This window comes from Leptothoe spongobia TAU-MAC 1115 (genome assembly GCF_018739885.1).
In the GTDB taxonomy this organism is placed as follows: Bacteria; Cyanobacteriota; Cyanobacteriia; order Phormidesmidales; family Phormidesmidaceae; genus Leptothoe; species Leptothoe spongobia.
On the sequence record NZ_JADOES010000033.1, the window covers coordinates 47,474 to 61,965 of the forward strand.

Genomic DNA, 14,492 nt, shown 5'->3' on the forward strand with positions numbered 1-14,492 from the left:
GTGTTCTTGGGAGCAGGTAACCAGAATTTCGGAATATACCTAATTCGTATAGATGAACTTCGTTTTTGAAATCGCAAAGTCAGACTATTATGTCAGTCGTGTGTTCTGGCAGTATTCTCAGCGAGTTCCTGACAAGACGAATGACGGTAAGACAAACAAAGCGGTTTTTATCTCTCTTTGCCAGCATCATAATTTGCGTCTGTTTTTTGGTCCCTATCGCTGTAGGGCAAACCCAAAATAATGCACCGCTGGAACAACTGGAGCAACAAAAGAAAAATCTAGAACAGCAGCAGCAAGACTTACAAGAAGAGCAAAACCGGCTGCAAAAGCTAGAGCAAGAAGCAGCTAAGCAGCTGGACGGTCTGCAGGACAGTATTACCATCACAGACCTCAAAATTGAGGATACGGAGTTTCAGATTGCCCAGGCCCAGGAACGACTCAAACGGTTAGAGAATGAACTGGGTAGGGCACAGGAAGAATATGAAGTTGTCCGGATCGCGGCTGTCCGCCGCCTGCAGTTTATGCAACGGCAGAAGGATGCAGAAGGCTGGGCCGTACTGCTAAAAAGTGAAAATTTGAATGAGTTTTTGGAACGGCGCTATCTGCTGAGTAAGGTCTATGAGGCCGATAGTAATGTGATGGCCGATGTGCAGTCCAAGGCTGATCTGATTGTGCAGCAACAGCAGGGGGTGGAGGCTCAGAAAAATTCTATTGCCCTATTGCGGCAACAGCTGCTGGCCCGTCGCGATCAATTTGAAGCCCAAGCGGGTCAGCAAAATCAGCTGATTGCTCGGCTAAAAGATAACCGCAGCGCTCTAGAAGCAGCCCAAGCTCAGTTAGTACGCGATTCTGAAAGTTTGGGAAATTTAATTCGGCAGCGCATAGCAGCGGCTAGCGGTGGTGTACTGGGTACAGGTCAAATGAGCTTTCCCACAGCGGGGAGTATTACTAGTCGCTTTGGGTCCAGGTTTCATCCTGTGCTGGGCTACCGACGATTTCATGCTGGGGTGGACTTTGGCGCGGCTTATGGCACGGGTATCGTTGCCGCTGACTCCGGCCAGGTGATTTTCTCGGGCTGGTACGGCGGCTACGGCAACGCGGTGATTATTGACCATGGGGGTGGACTGACGACGCTATATGCCCATGCCAGTCGGCTAACTGTGCGTGAGGGCCAATCTGTGTCAAAAGGGCAATCTATAGCAGCAGTGGGGTCAACAGGGTTATCGACCGGACCACATTTACACTTTGAAGTGCGTCGTAATGGTAGCCCGATCGATCCGATGAGATTCTTATAGAGCTGTCCTTAATCCTGAAAATTTAACGTTGGGATGGTACAGGTTATAGGTATTGGGTACTGCAATCGAAAAGGATGATGACCAGGCAAGAACAGAGCATGATGGGCTGGATAAACTATGGCTGATGTTGATAGCAAGTTCAGCCGACTGCTAACTCTAGCCGTTATTGGATGCTTCGTCCCTATCGAAGTGGCTTTGGCAGAACCAATATCCCATGAACAAGTAGAAACCGAACTAGAACTAGAACCAGGCACAGTAAATAGCAGCCCTGTACTGCAAGAATGGCTGCAAGAAACGCCAGATGTACTGGACGCTATCCGCAATGATCCCAGTTTTCCGTCTCGCCTACAGCTCAGCTATGCCCTGTTTCCCTCCAGTCGTGATCAGCGTGGTTTAGCCATCGGCGTAGAGGATGTGTTTGTCGGCAACCTGCCGCTGACGGTAAATGCGGACTATGTTGCTAATTTTGATGGCAATGATAACAACCGGGAGGCCTATGGGGCTCATCTGCGTTATTACCTATTGCCCTTGGGGGGCTATGTGAATGTGGCTCCCATTGTGGGCTATCGCCATGTGGAGGCGGTGGACTATAGCGAAAGTGGTGTCCAGGTGGGGTTTCAGGTGAAGGTGATTCCGTCACGGGGTGGGGGTGCTGATTTTGCCTATACCCAGAGCTGGGTGAGTCCTACGGAGGAGGATGCGGTGATGATTACTCAGCTGGAATTTGGCTATGGGTTGACGGAGCGATTGCGGTTGGCGACGGATGTGGAGTGGCAGTTTGCACCGGGGGCAACGGATAGTCGGTTGGGGATTGGGGTGGAGTGGAGGTTGTAGGAAGGGACCGTCCCATGGTAGAGACGTTCCATGGAACGTCTCTACCATGGGACGGTCCCTCTACCCTAATTTTCCGGAGAGTTTGGCGGCTAGGAGGGCGGCTTGGGTGCGATCGCGCACGCCCAATCTCCCCAAAAGCCTAGTCACATGGTTCTTCACCGTCCCCTCAGACAAAAACAAAGCTTCCGCAATCTCCCGATTATTAGCCCCAGTACCAATCAAGCGCAGCACGTCTTTTTCCCGTGGTGTCAGTTCATCAAACCCTGCTGGTACCTCCACATCAGGCTGCTGCTGTTTCGCTAGCATTTTTTCTAAAATGCCGGGACCAAACTGGCTGTAGCCCTTGGCCACGGAGCGGATGGCCTGGGCTAACTCCTCAGACGGGGTGTCTTTGAGCAGGTAGCCTTTGGCACCGACAGCCATGGCTTGGGCGATCAGGTCGTCGTCGTCGAAGGTGGTCAGGACCAGGACCTGGATGGTAGGGTAACGGGTTGCGATCGCACCCGTCGCCGCCACCCCATCCATCACCGGCATCCGCATATCCATCAGCACCACCGCCGGTAACTGGTCAGTTAGCTGGAGCCGCTCTAAAAGTGCCAAGGCTGTTTTACCGTTATCCGCATCGCCAACAATCGTAATGTCTTCTTCTAGGTCCAACAGCGTCTTTAACCCTTGCCGAATAATCTGCTGGTCGTCCACCAGTATCACAGGAATGATTGAGGAATTGTTTTGTTGCTGAGAAGATTGATTCATTTCTCTATGATCCACACCTTATCGCCTATTTTCGTCGTTGTAGGAGCGTTGCATACAACGCCCCTACAACGACGCCCCTACAACGAAAACGGAACAACGTCTTTTCACCCTGGCACCACCAATCGGATCTCACAACCTTCCCCTGATCGACTATTGACCGTCAGCGTCCCTCCGATAGACTGGGCTCGTTCTCGCATGCCCTGGAGCCCAAACCCTGTAGATGTTTGGCTCATATCAAACCCGCGACCATTATCCCGTAACAGTAACCGTGTCCCTGATTCATCAGCGATCAGACTCAGGTCGACAGCCGTCGCATTGGCATGCTTCACAATATTGGTGATCCCCTCTTGCGCAATACGATAGAGAGCCAAGTTGGTAGCCTCGGGAAGTGGGGTTAAAAGTTGAAGATTAATGTTGGGAGCAATCCCCGTACTGGTCCGTAGGGTATCAATCAAAGCATTTAACCTGATATGGAGAGAATCTTTAGCAGGCGATTTATCTCGTAATGTGGCGACTGACTGACGCACATCTTGGAGCGCGACTGAGCCCAATCGCTTTGCCTCTAGTAACAATGCTTGAGATTTTTTAGGATTTCGCCGTGAGAGTTTTATTGCTCCCTCTAGCTGAATGTTCAGAGCTGTTAAAGAATGTCCCAGAGAATCATGAATCTCACGGGCAATTCGACTTCGCTCCTGGGCCGTGGCCAACTGTTTTACCTGAGCCGCAGAACGCTGCAGATCTTCATTAGCCTTCTGCAAGCGATTTTGGATCGTTCTCTCATTGAGCAGAGCATTCACTAATAATAGGGTAAACACCAACGACAAGCCAAAGAAAACAATTAGATTCATCTGTAGGCTACCGATTAAATGCCGAATGGGTCTAGGAATACGCCCCCCCAGCCCTCTAAACTTAAGCCCGAGGGTGGTCATAAACAACAAAAATGCTAGTCCAGTCACCGCAACCCGACCCATCAGCCCCACCATCAAGCAACTGCGAATTACCAACACCAAATAAATAAAGGGAAATAGACGTGCTCCCCGCAACATCAGCCCTGACGCCACCAAAATCAAAACCACCTGTAGGGCAATGTGACCTAACCGTTGCCAAAACCCTTGAGTTGGCAAATAAAGGCCCAATAGCCCAAACAACAAAATACAACCTACGGTAAACAACGGCCATTGGGTAAATGTATTCACTGGGACATTAGGCGGACCACGGCGCGCCATCTCCCGCAGTGGTGGCGTAGTTAAAATGCCCATAATCGCCACCGCCAGCAGTCCCCACTCCAGGTAGAGCAGAAATCGAAACGGATGATTATGGAACTGGATGGCGCGGGTCATGGTTACAGGTTCTGGACGTTTGGAATTGATATGGATATACCAAAGGATAGGCAATTTGTTATCCCAGGGCACCCACAAGGGGATGCCCCTACCAGGTTGTCCCACTCTCAGGCCAATATCCTCCATCACCTTACCCAAAATTCTAGTCGGACCAAGGCATTTCTCCGATTAGTGACAAAAGTCATGCTGCCAACCATGACTTTTGTGCTTCCCAGAGGTGACTTACGCTAGCAGTCAGCATCCCCACACCCTGGCTAGGATAAGGCCATCGTTAAGACACACAGCCCAATGAAATTTCCAACCATGAAACAATGCCTCAGCGGTGCTCTAATGTTGACTGCCCTAGTTGCGACTCCAGCCATCCTTAAAACTAATAGAGCGAATGCCCTGCCGCCTCACGTAACAGAAGAGCTAAATCTCACCTCAGAGCAACAAACTGAACTAGAGGCCATTAAAGATAATGCTCGCACCCAGGTTGAAGCTATTCTTACCGATGATCAACTGGCTGCTTTAGAGGGTAAAACTGGACGTGAACGCCACCAAGCCATGCGTAGTCTAGACCTGAGCGAAGCACAGCGCACCCAACTGAGAGAGGTTCGTGAAACATCCCGCGCTGCGGCCAGTGAAGTATTTACAGAGGAACAACAGGCTCAACTACAGGAAATGCGGGCTGAACATGGTGAGCGCGGAAAAAATCGTCAAAAAAACCGCCGGGAAGACTTTGCAGAAAAGCTCAACCTCACCCCAGACCAACAGGCTGAGCTAGATGCCATTAAGGAAGATGCCCGGACTCAGGTGGAAGCTATTCTCAGTGACGATCAGCTAGCTGCCCTAGAAGGCAAAACTGGCCGTGAGCGGGGACAAGCTATGCGGAACCTGGATTTGAGCGAAGAGCAACGGACTCAGATCCAGGAAATTCGTGAATCATCCCGCGCCGCCGCCGATGAGGTCTTGACTGACGAGCAACTGGCTCAGGTGCAGGAAATGCGCGAAAACCGAGGTAATCGTCGTCGCCGCTAGTTATCAGGGTTCATTTACAAAGATTAGGAAAACACCCCGTCCAGAGGCATGCATTGCCTCTGGACTTTCTTATGGGATTTTTTTAGACCACCAGCTCCCGAAATCCGGCTAGAGTTGCTTGAATAAAATAATATTGGCGTTGCTGATCCCCAGCATGGATTGAACTGTGAAGTCTTGCTCAGAAGCGACCAATCTAGACAGCGTCATTCCTTACCTCAGCAACCGCGTATTATGGGTCCCTCGACAACTCAAATTTCGATTCAAATTGGCAGCTTAGTCCTATTATCAGGAGCGCCTGGAGCGGGTAAAACTACGGCATGTCAGCATCTACCATCAGAATTGGTGCTGTCTAGTGATGCGTTGCGGCAAACTTTTTTTGGGACAGCGAAAACGTTAGTGGATGGCCAGGTGGCCGATCGCCCCTTAGCCACGGATGACCGACTAATTTTTTCTACGATGGAAAATTTAGTGCGGGCTCGGCTCAAAGCTGGACTGACCACGATTGTAGACGCGACTTTGATCAGCGATAAGGAACGTAAACCCTTTGCCACTATGGCTGAGGATCTGGGTATCCCCATCCAGGTGGTGATTTTTAACCCACCAGTGGAGCAAGTGCAGCGGCAGAATAAGCAGCGACGATGTCGGGTGCCGGAGCAGGTGGTGGCTAAATTTTGCGATCGCATCCAGACCACCTCCCAATGGCCCTTCACCCTCACCACAGGCGACATCACCCTATCCATCAACCTTCCCACCATTCCAAACGACACCAAGCTGGATGTCATTGGCGATATCCATGGCCTGGCCGATACCCTGGAAAAAATGTTCCAAACGTTGGGTTATGACAAAAATTTGACCCATCCCGACGGACGCCAGCTTTGCTTTCTCGGAGATCTAGTCGATCGGGGTCCCCAGTCTTTAGAAGTCCTTGATTTAGTCATGGAAGCCGTTGCCAAGGGACACTATTGTGTGCGAGGCAACCACGATAACAACCTGGCACGGGGCCTGCATGGCGACAACATCAAAAGCAAGTCTACGCGGGGAACCCTGCACAAAGCCCTTCAGCGTGATCAAGATTACCAGGATAAAGTACGAGATTTTATCCACTCTCTGCCATCGTTCTATCGCTACCGTGATTATGTCCTGTGTCACGGTGATATCGAATGGTTTGATCCGCTGCTACAACCCTCCCATGAAAGAGTATATGGTCGCTGCCGGATTCATGAAACCCACGACACCGATGGTATCTTTCGCCAGACTAGTGACCTTACCGTAGTGCGGGGGCACATTCCCCTCACCTCCCCAGGAGAACGCACCTATTCCCTAGAAATGGGGGCCGGATTTGGAGGTCCCCTGGCCGCCATGCGTCTGCCAGAACATGAGCGGGTGGAAATTCCCTGCGAGTTTGACTATAGCCAGCGTCTCCCCAGCTTTGCTCAGCAGATGGACGCCCTCGTGTCTAAAAAACTAGCAAAGCGGGTGATCAACGGCTCCCTTACCTTATACAAATACAGTTCCAAAGCCTTTTATACCCCTTCTGCCTGGGATGATCACCCTGAGCTAAAGCTGGCCCGTGGTGTGGTGGTCGGTCTTGATGGCACCCCCGTCAGTCATCCCTTTCCCCGGACGTTCAACTATCTTGAGAGAGATACTACATTACCGCCCGAGACAAATGTGATCGCGGTGGAAAAGCTCAATGGCTTTTTGGTCAGTACGTTTTTACATCCCTATGAGCCCACCGAGGTCGTTGTGACCTGTTCTGGATCTTTTAAAGGGGACTATGTGGACTATGCCAAATCCTTACTCTTTAAAGATGGGCTTTATGGTCGGGTATTGGTCTGGCTAAAAGAGCAGCGCCAGACCACCTTGCTATGGGAAGCGATCCATCCTGAAGATCCCCATATTATTCAGTATAGACCGGAGGATTATGGCCTGCATTTAATTGGGGCTGGCATCTTGGGCAGTGGGTTTGAGAGTGAGGAGGGATTGGATGCGATCGCAACCACACTGCAAACACCCCGCCCCACCTGGTTCCCCTGTACCTTTGCCGATGCCATTGCTAAGTCCCACCACGTCGAGCACGAAGGCTTTATGATCCGCCTGGCCAGCGACGGGACCTTTGCCCTCAAGCTCAAGAGTCCTTACTATCTACGCACCAAGTTCCTAGCCCGGCTCAACCCGAAAAAATGTAAGTTCATGTATAACCAACCTGAACGATTCAAGCAGGAGCTGGACGAAGCCTTTTGGCCCCTGGTGGATGCGGTCACCAGGCAAGTCACCCAAGCAACCTGGCTAACCTGGACCGATGTGGAACGACGTGATTTTGTCCAAAGCTGGATGAACGAGGTATACAAGTAATAGGGGTCAACGCCACTGTAGACAATTGCTAAGAGATCGCCATGCCGAGTCCGACTAATCAAGCACCTGCAACAGAGCATGCTTCTACTCCGGTGACCGTTGCATCAACGTCGCGAGGAGCTTTGTATGACAATGATTTTATGGCCTGGTGTGAGTATCAGGCTGAGGCGTTGCGATCGCAGGATTTCGGCAACCTAGACTTAGCCAATTTAATTGAGGAAATCAGCGATATGGGACGCGAGCAGTTTAACAAAACCGCATCCCTAACCCGTCAAATCATTATCCATATCCTCAAACTACAGGCGTTTCCAAACGATCAGGCTACTGAACACTGGCGCGATGAAATCGAAGCCTTCCAAGACAACCTAGATGACATCATCAGCGGCTCTATCCGCTATCGATTCCAACAACAAGAAACCTTTGCCGCCCAACAAGCTAAAGCCCTACGAAGACTCCAACGCAAATATCCCGATACGAAGTTTCAAGCTTTAGAAGCAATGTCACTCGATGAGATTATTAATTGGCCTGACAGCAATTAGCTATGAGCCTTTTCATCCAGTCCTTAGAGCCGTACACTCCACAAAACAAACTATGAACACCCAGATCTGCATCCAATCTAGGCCAATGTAAATTGCTCCCAAACGGAGATAACTCAATATCTGATAGATCATCATCAGACGAACCCGCAAGTCCCTGCAACTTATCCACAGATAGAATTAACTCAGCATCCAAACTAGAAATAATATGCAGCTTCCGCTTATCACTATCGTAAATTGCACTAACTGCCCGATGCTCATGCTCTAGTGACTCTTGGCCAGCAGCTTCAGCAGCTTGAATTTCAGTATTGTTGATAATGCTATCCATGGATTTCATTGTTGTCCTGGAGAACATGAACATGGATAGGATCATGATCGTTGGTACGAATCATCCCCCTAAAACCATTCTCCCTAAAGACTGTGGGCATTGTCTACTTCAGTATCTGACTTATTCATAGCTCAATAAATATGCCATACCAAAACGTTCCCTTCAAAACCGACAAGCCAGTCCTGTCCTGGGCAAACCACGATCTCGCCTCCCGAGAGATCCAAATGGCCAAAAATGTCGCCTCCTTGCCCTTTGTCTATAAGCACGTCGCCCTGATGCCTGACGTCCACCTGGGCAAAGGGGCCCTGGTCGGTTCCGTCGTCGCTACCGAAGATGCCCTTGTCCCAGCGGCAGTCGGTGTCGACATCGGCTGTGGCATGTGCGCCATCCAAACACCTTACAAAGGTAAAAAGCTAGACGGTAAACTCAAAAAAATCCGTAAAGAAATTGAAGCTACCATCCCCACCGGGTTTGATAGCAACAAGAAAGTTGGCAAATCAGTCTACAACTGGCAGGGCTGGCGCGGTTTCAAAGATCTGCATAAAGGAGTCCAACACTTGGAGAACAAAGCCCTCAGCCAAATGGGATCCCTCGGTGGCGGCAACCACTTTATCGAAGTGTGCATCGACACCGAAGACAGCGTCTGGCTAATGCTTCATTCCGGTTCGCGCAACATTGGCAATATGCTGGCCAAACACCACATCAGCACCGCCAAAGGCCTACGAAAGCTGGCCAATGAAAAACTGCCAGACGCGGATTTGGCCTACTTTGTCGCCGGTACTGAAGAGTTTCGCAGCTATTGGAACGACCTACAGTGGGCCCAGGCCTATGCCCTGCAAAATCGCGAAGAAATGATGGCCCGCTTTAAGCACATCATCGAAAAGCATCTGGGTGGTGGCAAACCGTTTAAACCACTGTTGGCCGTCAACTGCCACCACAACTACGCCGAAAAAGAAGAACACTTTGGCAACGATGTCTACGTTACTCGTAAAGGAGCCGTGCGGGCTCGCACCACAGACTATGGCATTATCCCTGGCTCCATGGGGACCAAATCCTACATCGTTAAGGGTAAGGGTAACCACGACAGCTATTGCTCCTGTAGCCACGGTGCCGGTCGGGTCATGTCCCGTAGCAAAGCGAAAGATAGATATACCCTAGACGACTTGATCGAACAGACCGCCGGGGTGGAATGTCGTAAAGACAAAGGCGTCATCGACGAAATTCCGGCCGCTTATAAACCTATTGATGAGGTGATGGCGAGCCAACAGGATCTGGTGGAAGTTGTTGCCACTCTCAAACAGGTTATCTGCGTGAAAGGATAGAGCCTACTAAATTTGTTCTAAATCACTGGGCTGTTGCCGCTGTCGTAGGCCAAAGCTCAATTCGTTACTGGAGTAAGACGTACCAAAGGTTTCAGCTAAGCTCACAACCTGGCGAAGCGCGGAACGAAAGTTGTCGGCCTGAAGTGTTTCTAACGGATGCACATATACTGCTACAACAGCTCCATCGGTAACAGCATAGCGAGCATCTAAGGCAGTATGAAAGTTAGCGGCTAACATTGCCTGCACTTGCTGTGCCGTTAGTTCGTCCACAGGTACGACCGGGCTAAATACCCGCATTCGATCATTGCTAGCATCAGCCAAAACGATGACGGCTCGTCCCGCTACGCTAAAGCGCCACTGGCCATTTTCACCTTCGACGTTATCAACCTCCGACTCTAGGATTTGTTCTAGTCGCCCCAGGGTCATTGGCTGTAGCCGCTCGATACTTGTCTGGGCACAGGCTGCAGTGGTAAACAGCGGCATGGAGACAGTGATTAGGCCTGCGATCGCAAATGCTGCCTTACGAGGGAATAAAGTCATGGTTAGAGGCTTTAGGACTAAACCGATAGTAGAGACCTAACCTGAGCGAAGCCTGAGATCCCCTTGAGAGCTTCAAACCTTTTCCCAGCAATAAAACTGACAGAGTTCCATAGAGGAAACCATATGTTGCCATTGGACGTGATTGAGAGCCACGATTCAGCAAAACCGGATCACCCCTGGGAATCCTATGACAAGCGTTGATATTTTGGGTATAGATAGCTGCTCAGGCTGTAAAAGCTAAGCAATGGTGCCAACCCAAACTACAGCCCAGTTTAAGATTGACTCCCTCAGCAGCCCTATGAAAATCAACATGCTTAGTTCATTACTACTCTTCCTAGTGTTTGGTAGTTTTGCGACCTATGCTGCTTATACCGCCACTGCCGCTAGGGGACAAAATACCTTGCCACCCACCACCATTACTCCAGAAAACTGGCCCACCACCACCGGAGGGGCAACTTTAGATACAGCGATGGAAACCCGCATCGACGAACTGATATCGTCCATGACCATTGAGGAACTGGTTGGGCAAACGATCCAAGCCGATATCAGCGATGTAACACCAGAGGATGTTCGCCGCTATCGTCTGGGCTCGATTCTAAATGGGGGTAACTCTGCCCCAGGAGAAGATGTTCGGGCTGAACCAGCTCAGTGGCTAGCCCTCGCCGATGAATTTTATGCGGCCTCCATGGACACCACCCATGGCCGCAAGGCAATTCCTATCCTATGGGGGACCGATGCTGTCCATGGCCACAACAACATTATTGGCGCGACAATCTTTCCTCACAATATTGGCCTCGGGGCAACTCGCAATCCCGGACTCATACAACAAATCGGTGAGATAACGGCAAGGGAAGTCATTGTTACTGGTATGGACTGGACATTTGCTCCTACCTTAGCCGTGGTGCGAGATAACCGCTGGGGTCGCACCTACGAGAGTTATTCAGAAGATCCAGAGATTGTGGCAGAATACGCCACCGCCATCGTCACAGGTCTCCAGGGAGAACTCAATAGCAACCGTTTTCTCAGCAACCAACATGTAATTGCCACGGCCAAACATTTTATTGGAGACGGCGGCACCCAAAGGGGCAAAGATCAAGGCGACAACATCGACAGCGAAATCGACCTGCGGGACTATCACGGTGCAGGTTATCCTCCAGCCCTCGAAGCAGGCGTGCAGACAGTGATGGCCTCATTTTCCTCCTGGCAGGGTCAGCGGATGCATGGTCACAAGACGCTATTGACCGACGTGCTCAAGACACGCATGGGCTTTAACGGATTTGTTGTGGGTGACTGGAATGGCCATGCCCAAATACCAGGGTGTTCCACCAAAAGTTGTCCCATAGCCTTTAATGCAGGCATTGACATGTTCATGGCTCCTGATAGCTGGCGTGGGCTGTACCAGAATACTGTTGCCCAGGTCAAGTCTGGAGAAATTTCTCGCAGTCGTTTAGACGATGCCGTCCGTCGGATTTTGCGTGTCAAGTTGCGCTCAGGCTTATTTGAGAAACCCAAACCCTCAGCACGTCCTTTGGCTGGCAACTATTCTCTCCTAGGACATCCCAATCATCAAGCCATCGCCCGACAGGCTGTACAAGAGTCTTTAGTCCTGCTCAAAAACCAGGAGAATCTTCTGCCATTGCGCACTGACCAAACCATTTTGGTGACAGGTGATGGAGCTGATAATATCAGTCAGCAAACGGGCGGTTGGACCTTGTCCTGGCAAGGGACCGGTAACAGAAATGAGCATTTCCCCAATGGAAAATCTATCTGGGAGGGATTGAAAAGCGCCATTACCGACGGTGGCGGCAATGCCGTCTTGAGTGCAGACGGCAGCTATGGCCAAACACCAGACGTGGCAATTGTGGTATTTGGCGAAAATCCCTACGCTGAGTTTAAGGGGGATTTGGAGAACCTGAATTATCCATCAGACAAAGAACTACAGTTACTGCAGTCATTTCAAGCCAAAGGGATTCCGACAGTGGCTGTTTTTCTGTCAGGTCGCCCATTATGGGTCACACCGGAGATTAATGCTGCAGATGCCTTTGTTGTTGCATGGTTGCCAGGCAGTGCAGGAGAAGGTGTAGCCGATGTGTTGTTACGCAAACCCAATGGGGCCATTAATGTTGATTTCAAGGGTAAGCTTTCATTTTCCTGGCCTCGTACAGCCACCGAGGCTAAAGTAAACCGGGGTGAGAACAACTACGATCCATTGTTTCCCTATGGGTATGGGCTTACCTATAAAGATAATGGCACTCTGGCTGAATTACCGGAAACGTCTGGCTTAGACGGTAGCGAAACAACTTTGAGCAATGCATTTTTTGCGTTCGGTAAAGCCATCGCACCGTGGAGTCTCCAGGCTACGGTGGGAGAGACATCTAGTACAGTAGTAGACGCGCGCATCCAATTGGGCAAAGCGCTCACGATTCGGTCTATCGACCGAGCCGCGCAGGAAGATGCTCAGCAGTTTGTATGGAGTGGGGAAGAGCGGGGTGCGATCGCACTCACCGGACCAGCCACAGACTATACAGCTGCCGCCCACTACGACGATATGGTCCTGGCCATGCAATATCGAGTAGATGCCCTACCAGACGGTCCAGTCACCCTAGTTGCCCAGTGTGGTGACGACTGTCGGGCTGACTTAGACTTGACTACATTGTTTACAGCAGCCCCCCTGGGAGAATGGACTCAGGCAGAAATCCCCCTAAGCCGCCTGGTAGGAGCCGGGGCCGATATGGCTCAGTTAACAGCCTTAGGCCTGGAAACAACTGAAGCCTTCTCGTTAAGCCTATCTGATATGCGATTGATATCTACGGGTGAATAAGACCAAATCCGTATTCAGTAACCCCAATTCAAACTGAATCATCTCGTAGGGGCTGCGCCTTGTGCCAGCCCATCGATATTGGGGTCGATCAGTCAGGATTTCGTATTCGATAGTCCTGCTGACTCTGTAGCACGGTCTAAATCCTCAGTCAGACCTAATCTCTCGGCCCACTCTTTCATATATTCAAAATCCAGCCCCTGACCCTGGACCTTCAACACACCCAGTACATCTCGCCATTGTTTTTCGGATTGACTGCGTTGTCTCCATCTGAGCTTGTTCAGAATTACATCTTCAGGCGATGCAAAATAAAGCCCATCATTCAACTGACGACGTTCAAACTTAAGCAAATCCCAAGGGTCATTGCCCGAGATCACCAAATCGGCTTGCAGGATACTTTCTGTATGGATGATCTGTAGAGTCTGCATCCGGCCTGATATCGTATCCTCCACACCAGGTACATAGAACCCTTCCTGGGTTAAGGCTTCGACAAGGGGACTGATTTTAGAACTTTGAATATTAAGGACTATGTCTAAATCACGGGTAGTACGTGGGTCTCCGTACAGACTTGAGGCTACTCCACCTGTGATGTAGTAATGAATGTGAACGCGATCAAAAATAGGGTGCAGCTGTTTTGCTAGCGCTACTGAATCCTGAATCCAGGTCATAGGGTCTCCCTTGGGGCTAAAACCTTCGGGCCACTGATGGCCTAACCAGACAAAGACTACTTTTTTGAAGAATTCCCCAGGATCTAGCACAGCAAATGTCTTAGTCAATCCTTTAAGCGATAGCTCTCGGGCACCACGACTCAACGCTGCTGACATGGCCAATCGATCCGCGTTCGACTTCTGACGCAGTAACCGAAAAACGAGCTTGTCAGCTTCGATAGAGGTGTCTTCAGCTTGTGGAGTGTAGGTGATACCCATAAAAGTTTTAGTCAGGCAACCAAATATTAGCGTTTTTCCTCTCGATCAATTGTACCGATGAGTAGAACCGTGCTCTAGTCATCAGAGGCTGACTTGTCAGATCTTGTTTTTTCTACAGTATCAATAAAACCGGCTTGGATTCCTTGCACTAAAAGATCGTATCCATTCGGTTCAAACAGATCCACCCATTGGTAGTCAGACAGACTAATTCCATATTCCTCCTGTCGGAGATCTGGGATCTGACACTCATCTAAACGAACAGGAATCAAATAAATTTGACCAGGGGGCCGATCTGACATTATATTCAGCGCCATCCTAAACTCGCGCTGAATATATCCTTGCTTCTTAACTCTTTATTCGCGTAATCCAGCTAGTAAAAAATACCTATCCTTGCTAATTTTGGCTACCCAGGTTTACAAATCAAG

Annotated in this window: 13 protein-coding genes; 7 read left to right on the forward strand and 6 right to left on the reverse strand. The window is 50.2% G+C overall.

Features of this window, described 5'->3' with window-relative positions:
* Positions 1-206: 206 nt before the first annotated feature.
* The gene (locus IXB50_RS15495; RefSeq protein ID WP_246564558.1) at positions 207-1,295 is read left to right on the forward strand and encodes a murein hydrolase activator EnvC family protein; all 1,089 of its coding nucleotides are present in this window, start codon (positions 207-209) and stop codon (positions 1,293-1,295) included.
* A gap of 117 nt (positions 1,296-1,412) precedes the next feature.
* Positions 1,413-2,129, forward strand: a complete 717-nt coding sequence (locus IXB50_RS15500) for a hypothetical protein (RefSeq protein ID WP_215609892.1) — start codon at positions 1,413-1,415, stop codon at positions 2,127-2,129.
* Positions 2,130-2,189: 60 nt separating this feature from the next.
* On the opposite strand, the gene IXB50_RS15505 is transcribed toward IXB50_RS15500, so the two are convergent.
* Together IXB50_RS15505 and IXB50_RS15510 are read right to left on the reverse strand one after the other, a co-directional pair.
* Positions 2,190-2,882 carry a response regulator transcription factor gene (locus IXB50_RS15505; RefSeq protein ID WP_216867668.1) on the reverse strand — a complete coding sequence of 231 codons (693 nt, stop codon included), beginning with the start codon at positions 2,880-2,882 and terminating at the stop codon, positions 2,190-2,192.
* A 104-nt stretch (positions 2,883-2,986) separates the two neighbouring features.
* A complete protein-coding gene (locus IXB50_RS15510; RefSeq protein ID WP_215609893.1) occupies positions 2,987-4,222 on the reverse strand; it encodes a sensor histidine kinase in 1,236 nt (411 codons plus the stop codon).
* Positions 4,223-4,510: 288 nt separating this feature from the next.
* Between IXB50_RS15510 and IXB50_RS15515 the strand changes: the two genes are divergently transcribed.
* From IXB50_RS15515 to IXB50_RS15525, 3 genes are all read left to right on the forward strand, one after another.
* On the forward strand, positions 4,511-5,242 hold the full coding sequence (locus IXB50_RS15515; RefSeq protein ID WP_215609894.1) for a hypothetical protein: 732 nt from the start codon (positions 4,511-4,513) through the stop codon (positions 5,240-5,242).
* A gap of 231 nt (positions 5,243-5,473) precedes the next feature.
* Positions 5,474-7,597: an AAA family ATPase gene (locus IXB50_RS15520; RefSeq protein ID WP_215609895.1), complete on the forward strand. Its 2,124-nt coding sequence runs from the start codon at positions 5,474-5,476 to the stop codon at positions 7,595-7,597.
* Positions 7,598-7,638: 41 nt separating this feature from the next.
* Positions 7,639-8,136: a DUF29 domain-containing protein gene (locus IXB50_RS15525; RefSeq protein WP_215609896.1), complete on the forward strand. Its 498-nt coding sequence runs from the start codon at positions 7,639-7,641 to the stop codon at positions 8,134-8,136.
* Here IXB50_RS15525 and IXB50_RS15530 read toward each other — a convergent pair.
* The gene (locus IXB50_RS15530) at positions 8,114-8,470 is read right to left on the reverse strand and encodes a DUF2442 domain-containing protein (protein ID WP_215609897.1); all 357 of its coding nucleotides are present in this window, start codon (positions 8,468-8,470) and stop codon (positions 8,114-8,116) included. The genes IXB50_RS15525 and IXB50_RS15530 overlap by 23 nt on opposite strands.
* Before the next feature lie 131 nt (positions 8,471-8,601).
* Between IXB50_RS15530 and IXB50_RS15535 the strand changes: the two genes are divergently transcribed.
* Positions 8,602-9,783 (forward strand): RtcB family protein, encoded by a 1,182-nt coding sequence (locus IXB50_RS15535; RefSeq protein ID WP_215609898.1) that lies wholly within the window; start codon positions 8,602-8,604, stop codon positions 9,781-9,783.
* A gap of 6 nt (positions 9,784-9,789) precedes the next feature.
* Here the strand turns inward: IXB50_RS15535 and IXB50_RS15540 are convergent, their stop codons facing one another.
* Positions 9,790-10,323: a type III secretion system chaperone gene (locus IXB50_RS15540; protein WP_215609899.1), complete on the reverse strand. Its 534-nt coding sequence runs from the start codon at positions 10,321-10,323 to the stop codon at positions 9,790-9,792.
* A gap of 310 nt (positions 10,324-10,633) precedes the next feature.
* Between IXB50_RS15540 and IXB50_RS15545 the strand changes: the two genes are divergently transcribed.
* Complete coding sequence (locus IXB50_RS15545) at positions 10,634-13,144, forward strand: glycoside hydrolase family 3 protein (protein ID WP_246564560.1); 2,511 nt, start codon at positions 10,634-10,636, stop codon at positions 13,142-13,144.
* A 92-nt stretch (positions 13,145-13,236) separates the two neighbouring features.
* Here IXB50_RS15545 and IXB50_RS15550 read toward each other — a convergent pair whose 3' ends face one another.
* Both IXB50_RS15550 and IXB50_RS15555 read right to left on the reverse strand, forming a co-directional pair.
* Positions 13,237-14,067: a hypothetical protein gene (locus IXB50_RS15550; protein WP_215609901.1), complete on the reverse strand. Its 831-nt coding sequence runs from the start codon at positions 14,065-14,067 to the stop codon at positions 13,237-13,239.
* Positions 14,068-14,141: 74 nt separating this feature from the next.
* A complete protein-coding gene (locus IXB50_RS15555; protein WP_215609902.1) occupies positions 14,142-14,381 on the reverse strand; it encodes a hypothetical protein in 240 nt (79 codons plus the stop codon).
* Between the last annotated feature and the right edge of the window lie 111 nt (positions 14,382-14,492).

Bases quoted from the DNA above. Each gene is read 5' to 3' on its own strand.
- IXB50_RS15535 (WP_215609898.1), top strand. From the start codon at position 8,602: ATGCCATACCAAAACGTTCCCTTCAAAACCGACAAGCCAGTCCTGTCC.
- IXB50_RS15545 (WP_246564560.1), top strand. From the start codon at position 10,634: ATGCTTAGTTCATTACTACTCTTCCTAGTGTTTGGTAGTTTTGCGACC.
- IXB50_RS15520 (WP_215609895.1), top strand. From the start codon at position 5,474: ATGGGTCCCTCGACAACTCAAATTTCGATTCAAATTGGCAGCTTAGTC.
- IXB50_RS15540 (WP_215609899.1), bottom strand. From the start codon at position 10,323: ATGACTTTATTCCCTCGTAAGGCAGCATTTGCGATCGCAGGCCTAATC.
- IXB50_RS15550 (WP_215609901.1), bottom strand. From the start codon at position 14,067: ATGGGTATCACCTACACTCCACAAGCTGAAGACACCTCTATCGAAGCT.
- IXB50_RS15555 (WP_215609902.1), bottom strand. From the start codon at position 14,381: ATGGCGCTGAATATAATGTCAGATCGGCCCCCTGGTCAAATTTATTTG.
- IXB50_RS15510 (WP_215609893.1), bottom strand. From the start codon at position 4,222: ATGACCCGCGCCATCCAGTTCCATAATCATCCGTTTCGATTTCTGCTC.
- IXB50_RS15525 (WP_215609896.1), top strand. From the start codon at position 7,639: ATGCCGAGTCCGACTAATCAAGCACCTGCAACAGAGCATGCTTCTACT.
- IXB50_RS15515 (WP_215609894.1), top strand. From the start codon at position 4,511: ATGAAATTTCCAACCATGAAACAATGCCTCAGCGGTGCTCTAATGTTG.
- IXB50_RS15530 (WP_215609897.1), bottom strand. From the start codon at position 8,470: ATGAAATCCATGGATAGCATTATCAACAATACTGAAATTCAAGCTGCT.
- IXB50_RS15505 (WP_216867668.1), bottom strand. From the start codon at position 2,882: ATGAATCAATCTTCTCAGCAACAAAACAATTCCTCAATCATTCCTGTG.
- IXB50_RS15500 (WP_215609892.1), top strand. From the start codon at position 1,413: ATGGCTGATGTTGATAGCAAGTTCAGCCGACTGCTAACTCTAGCCGTT.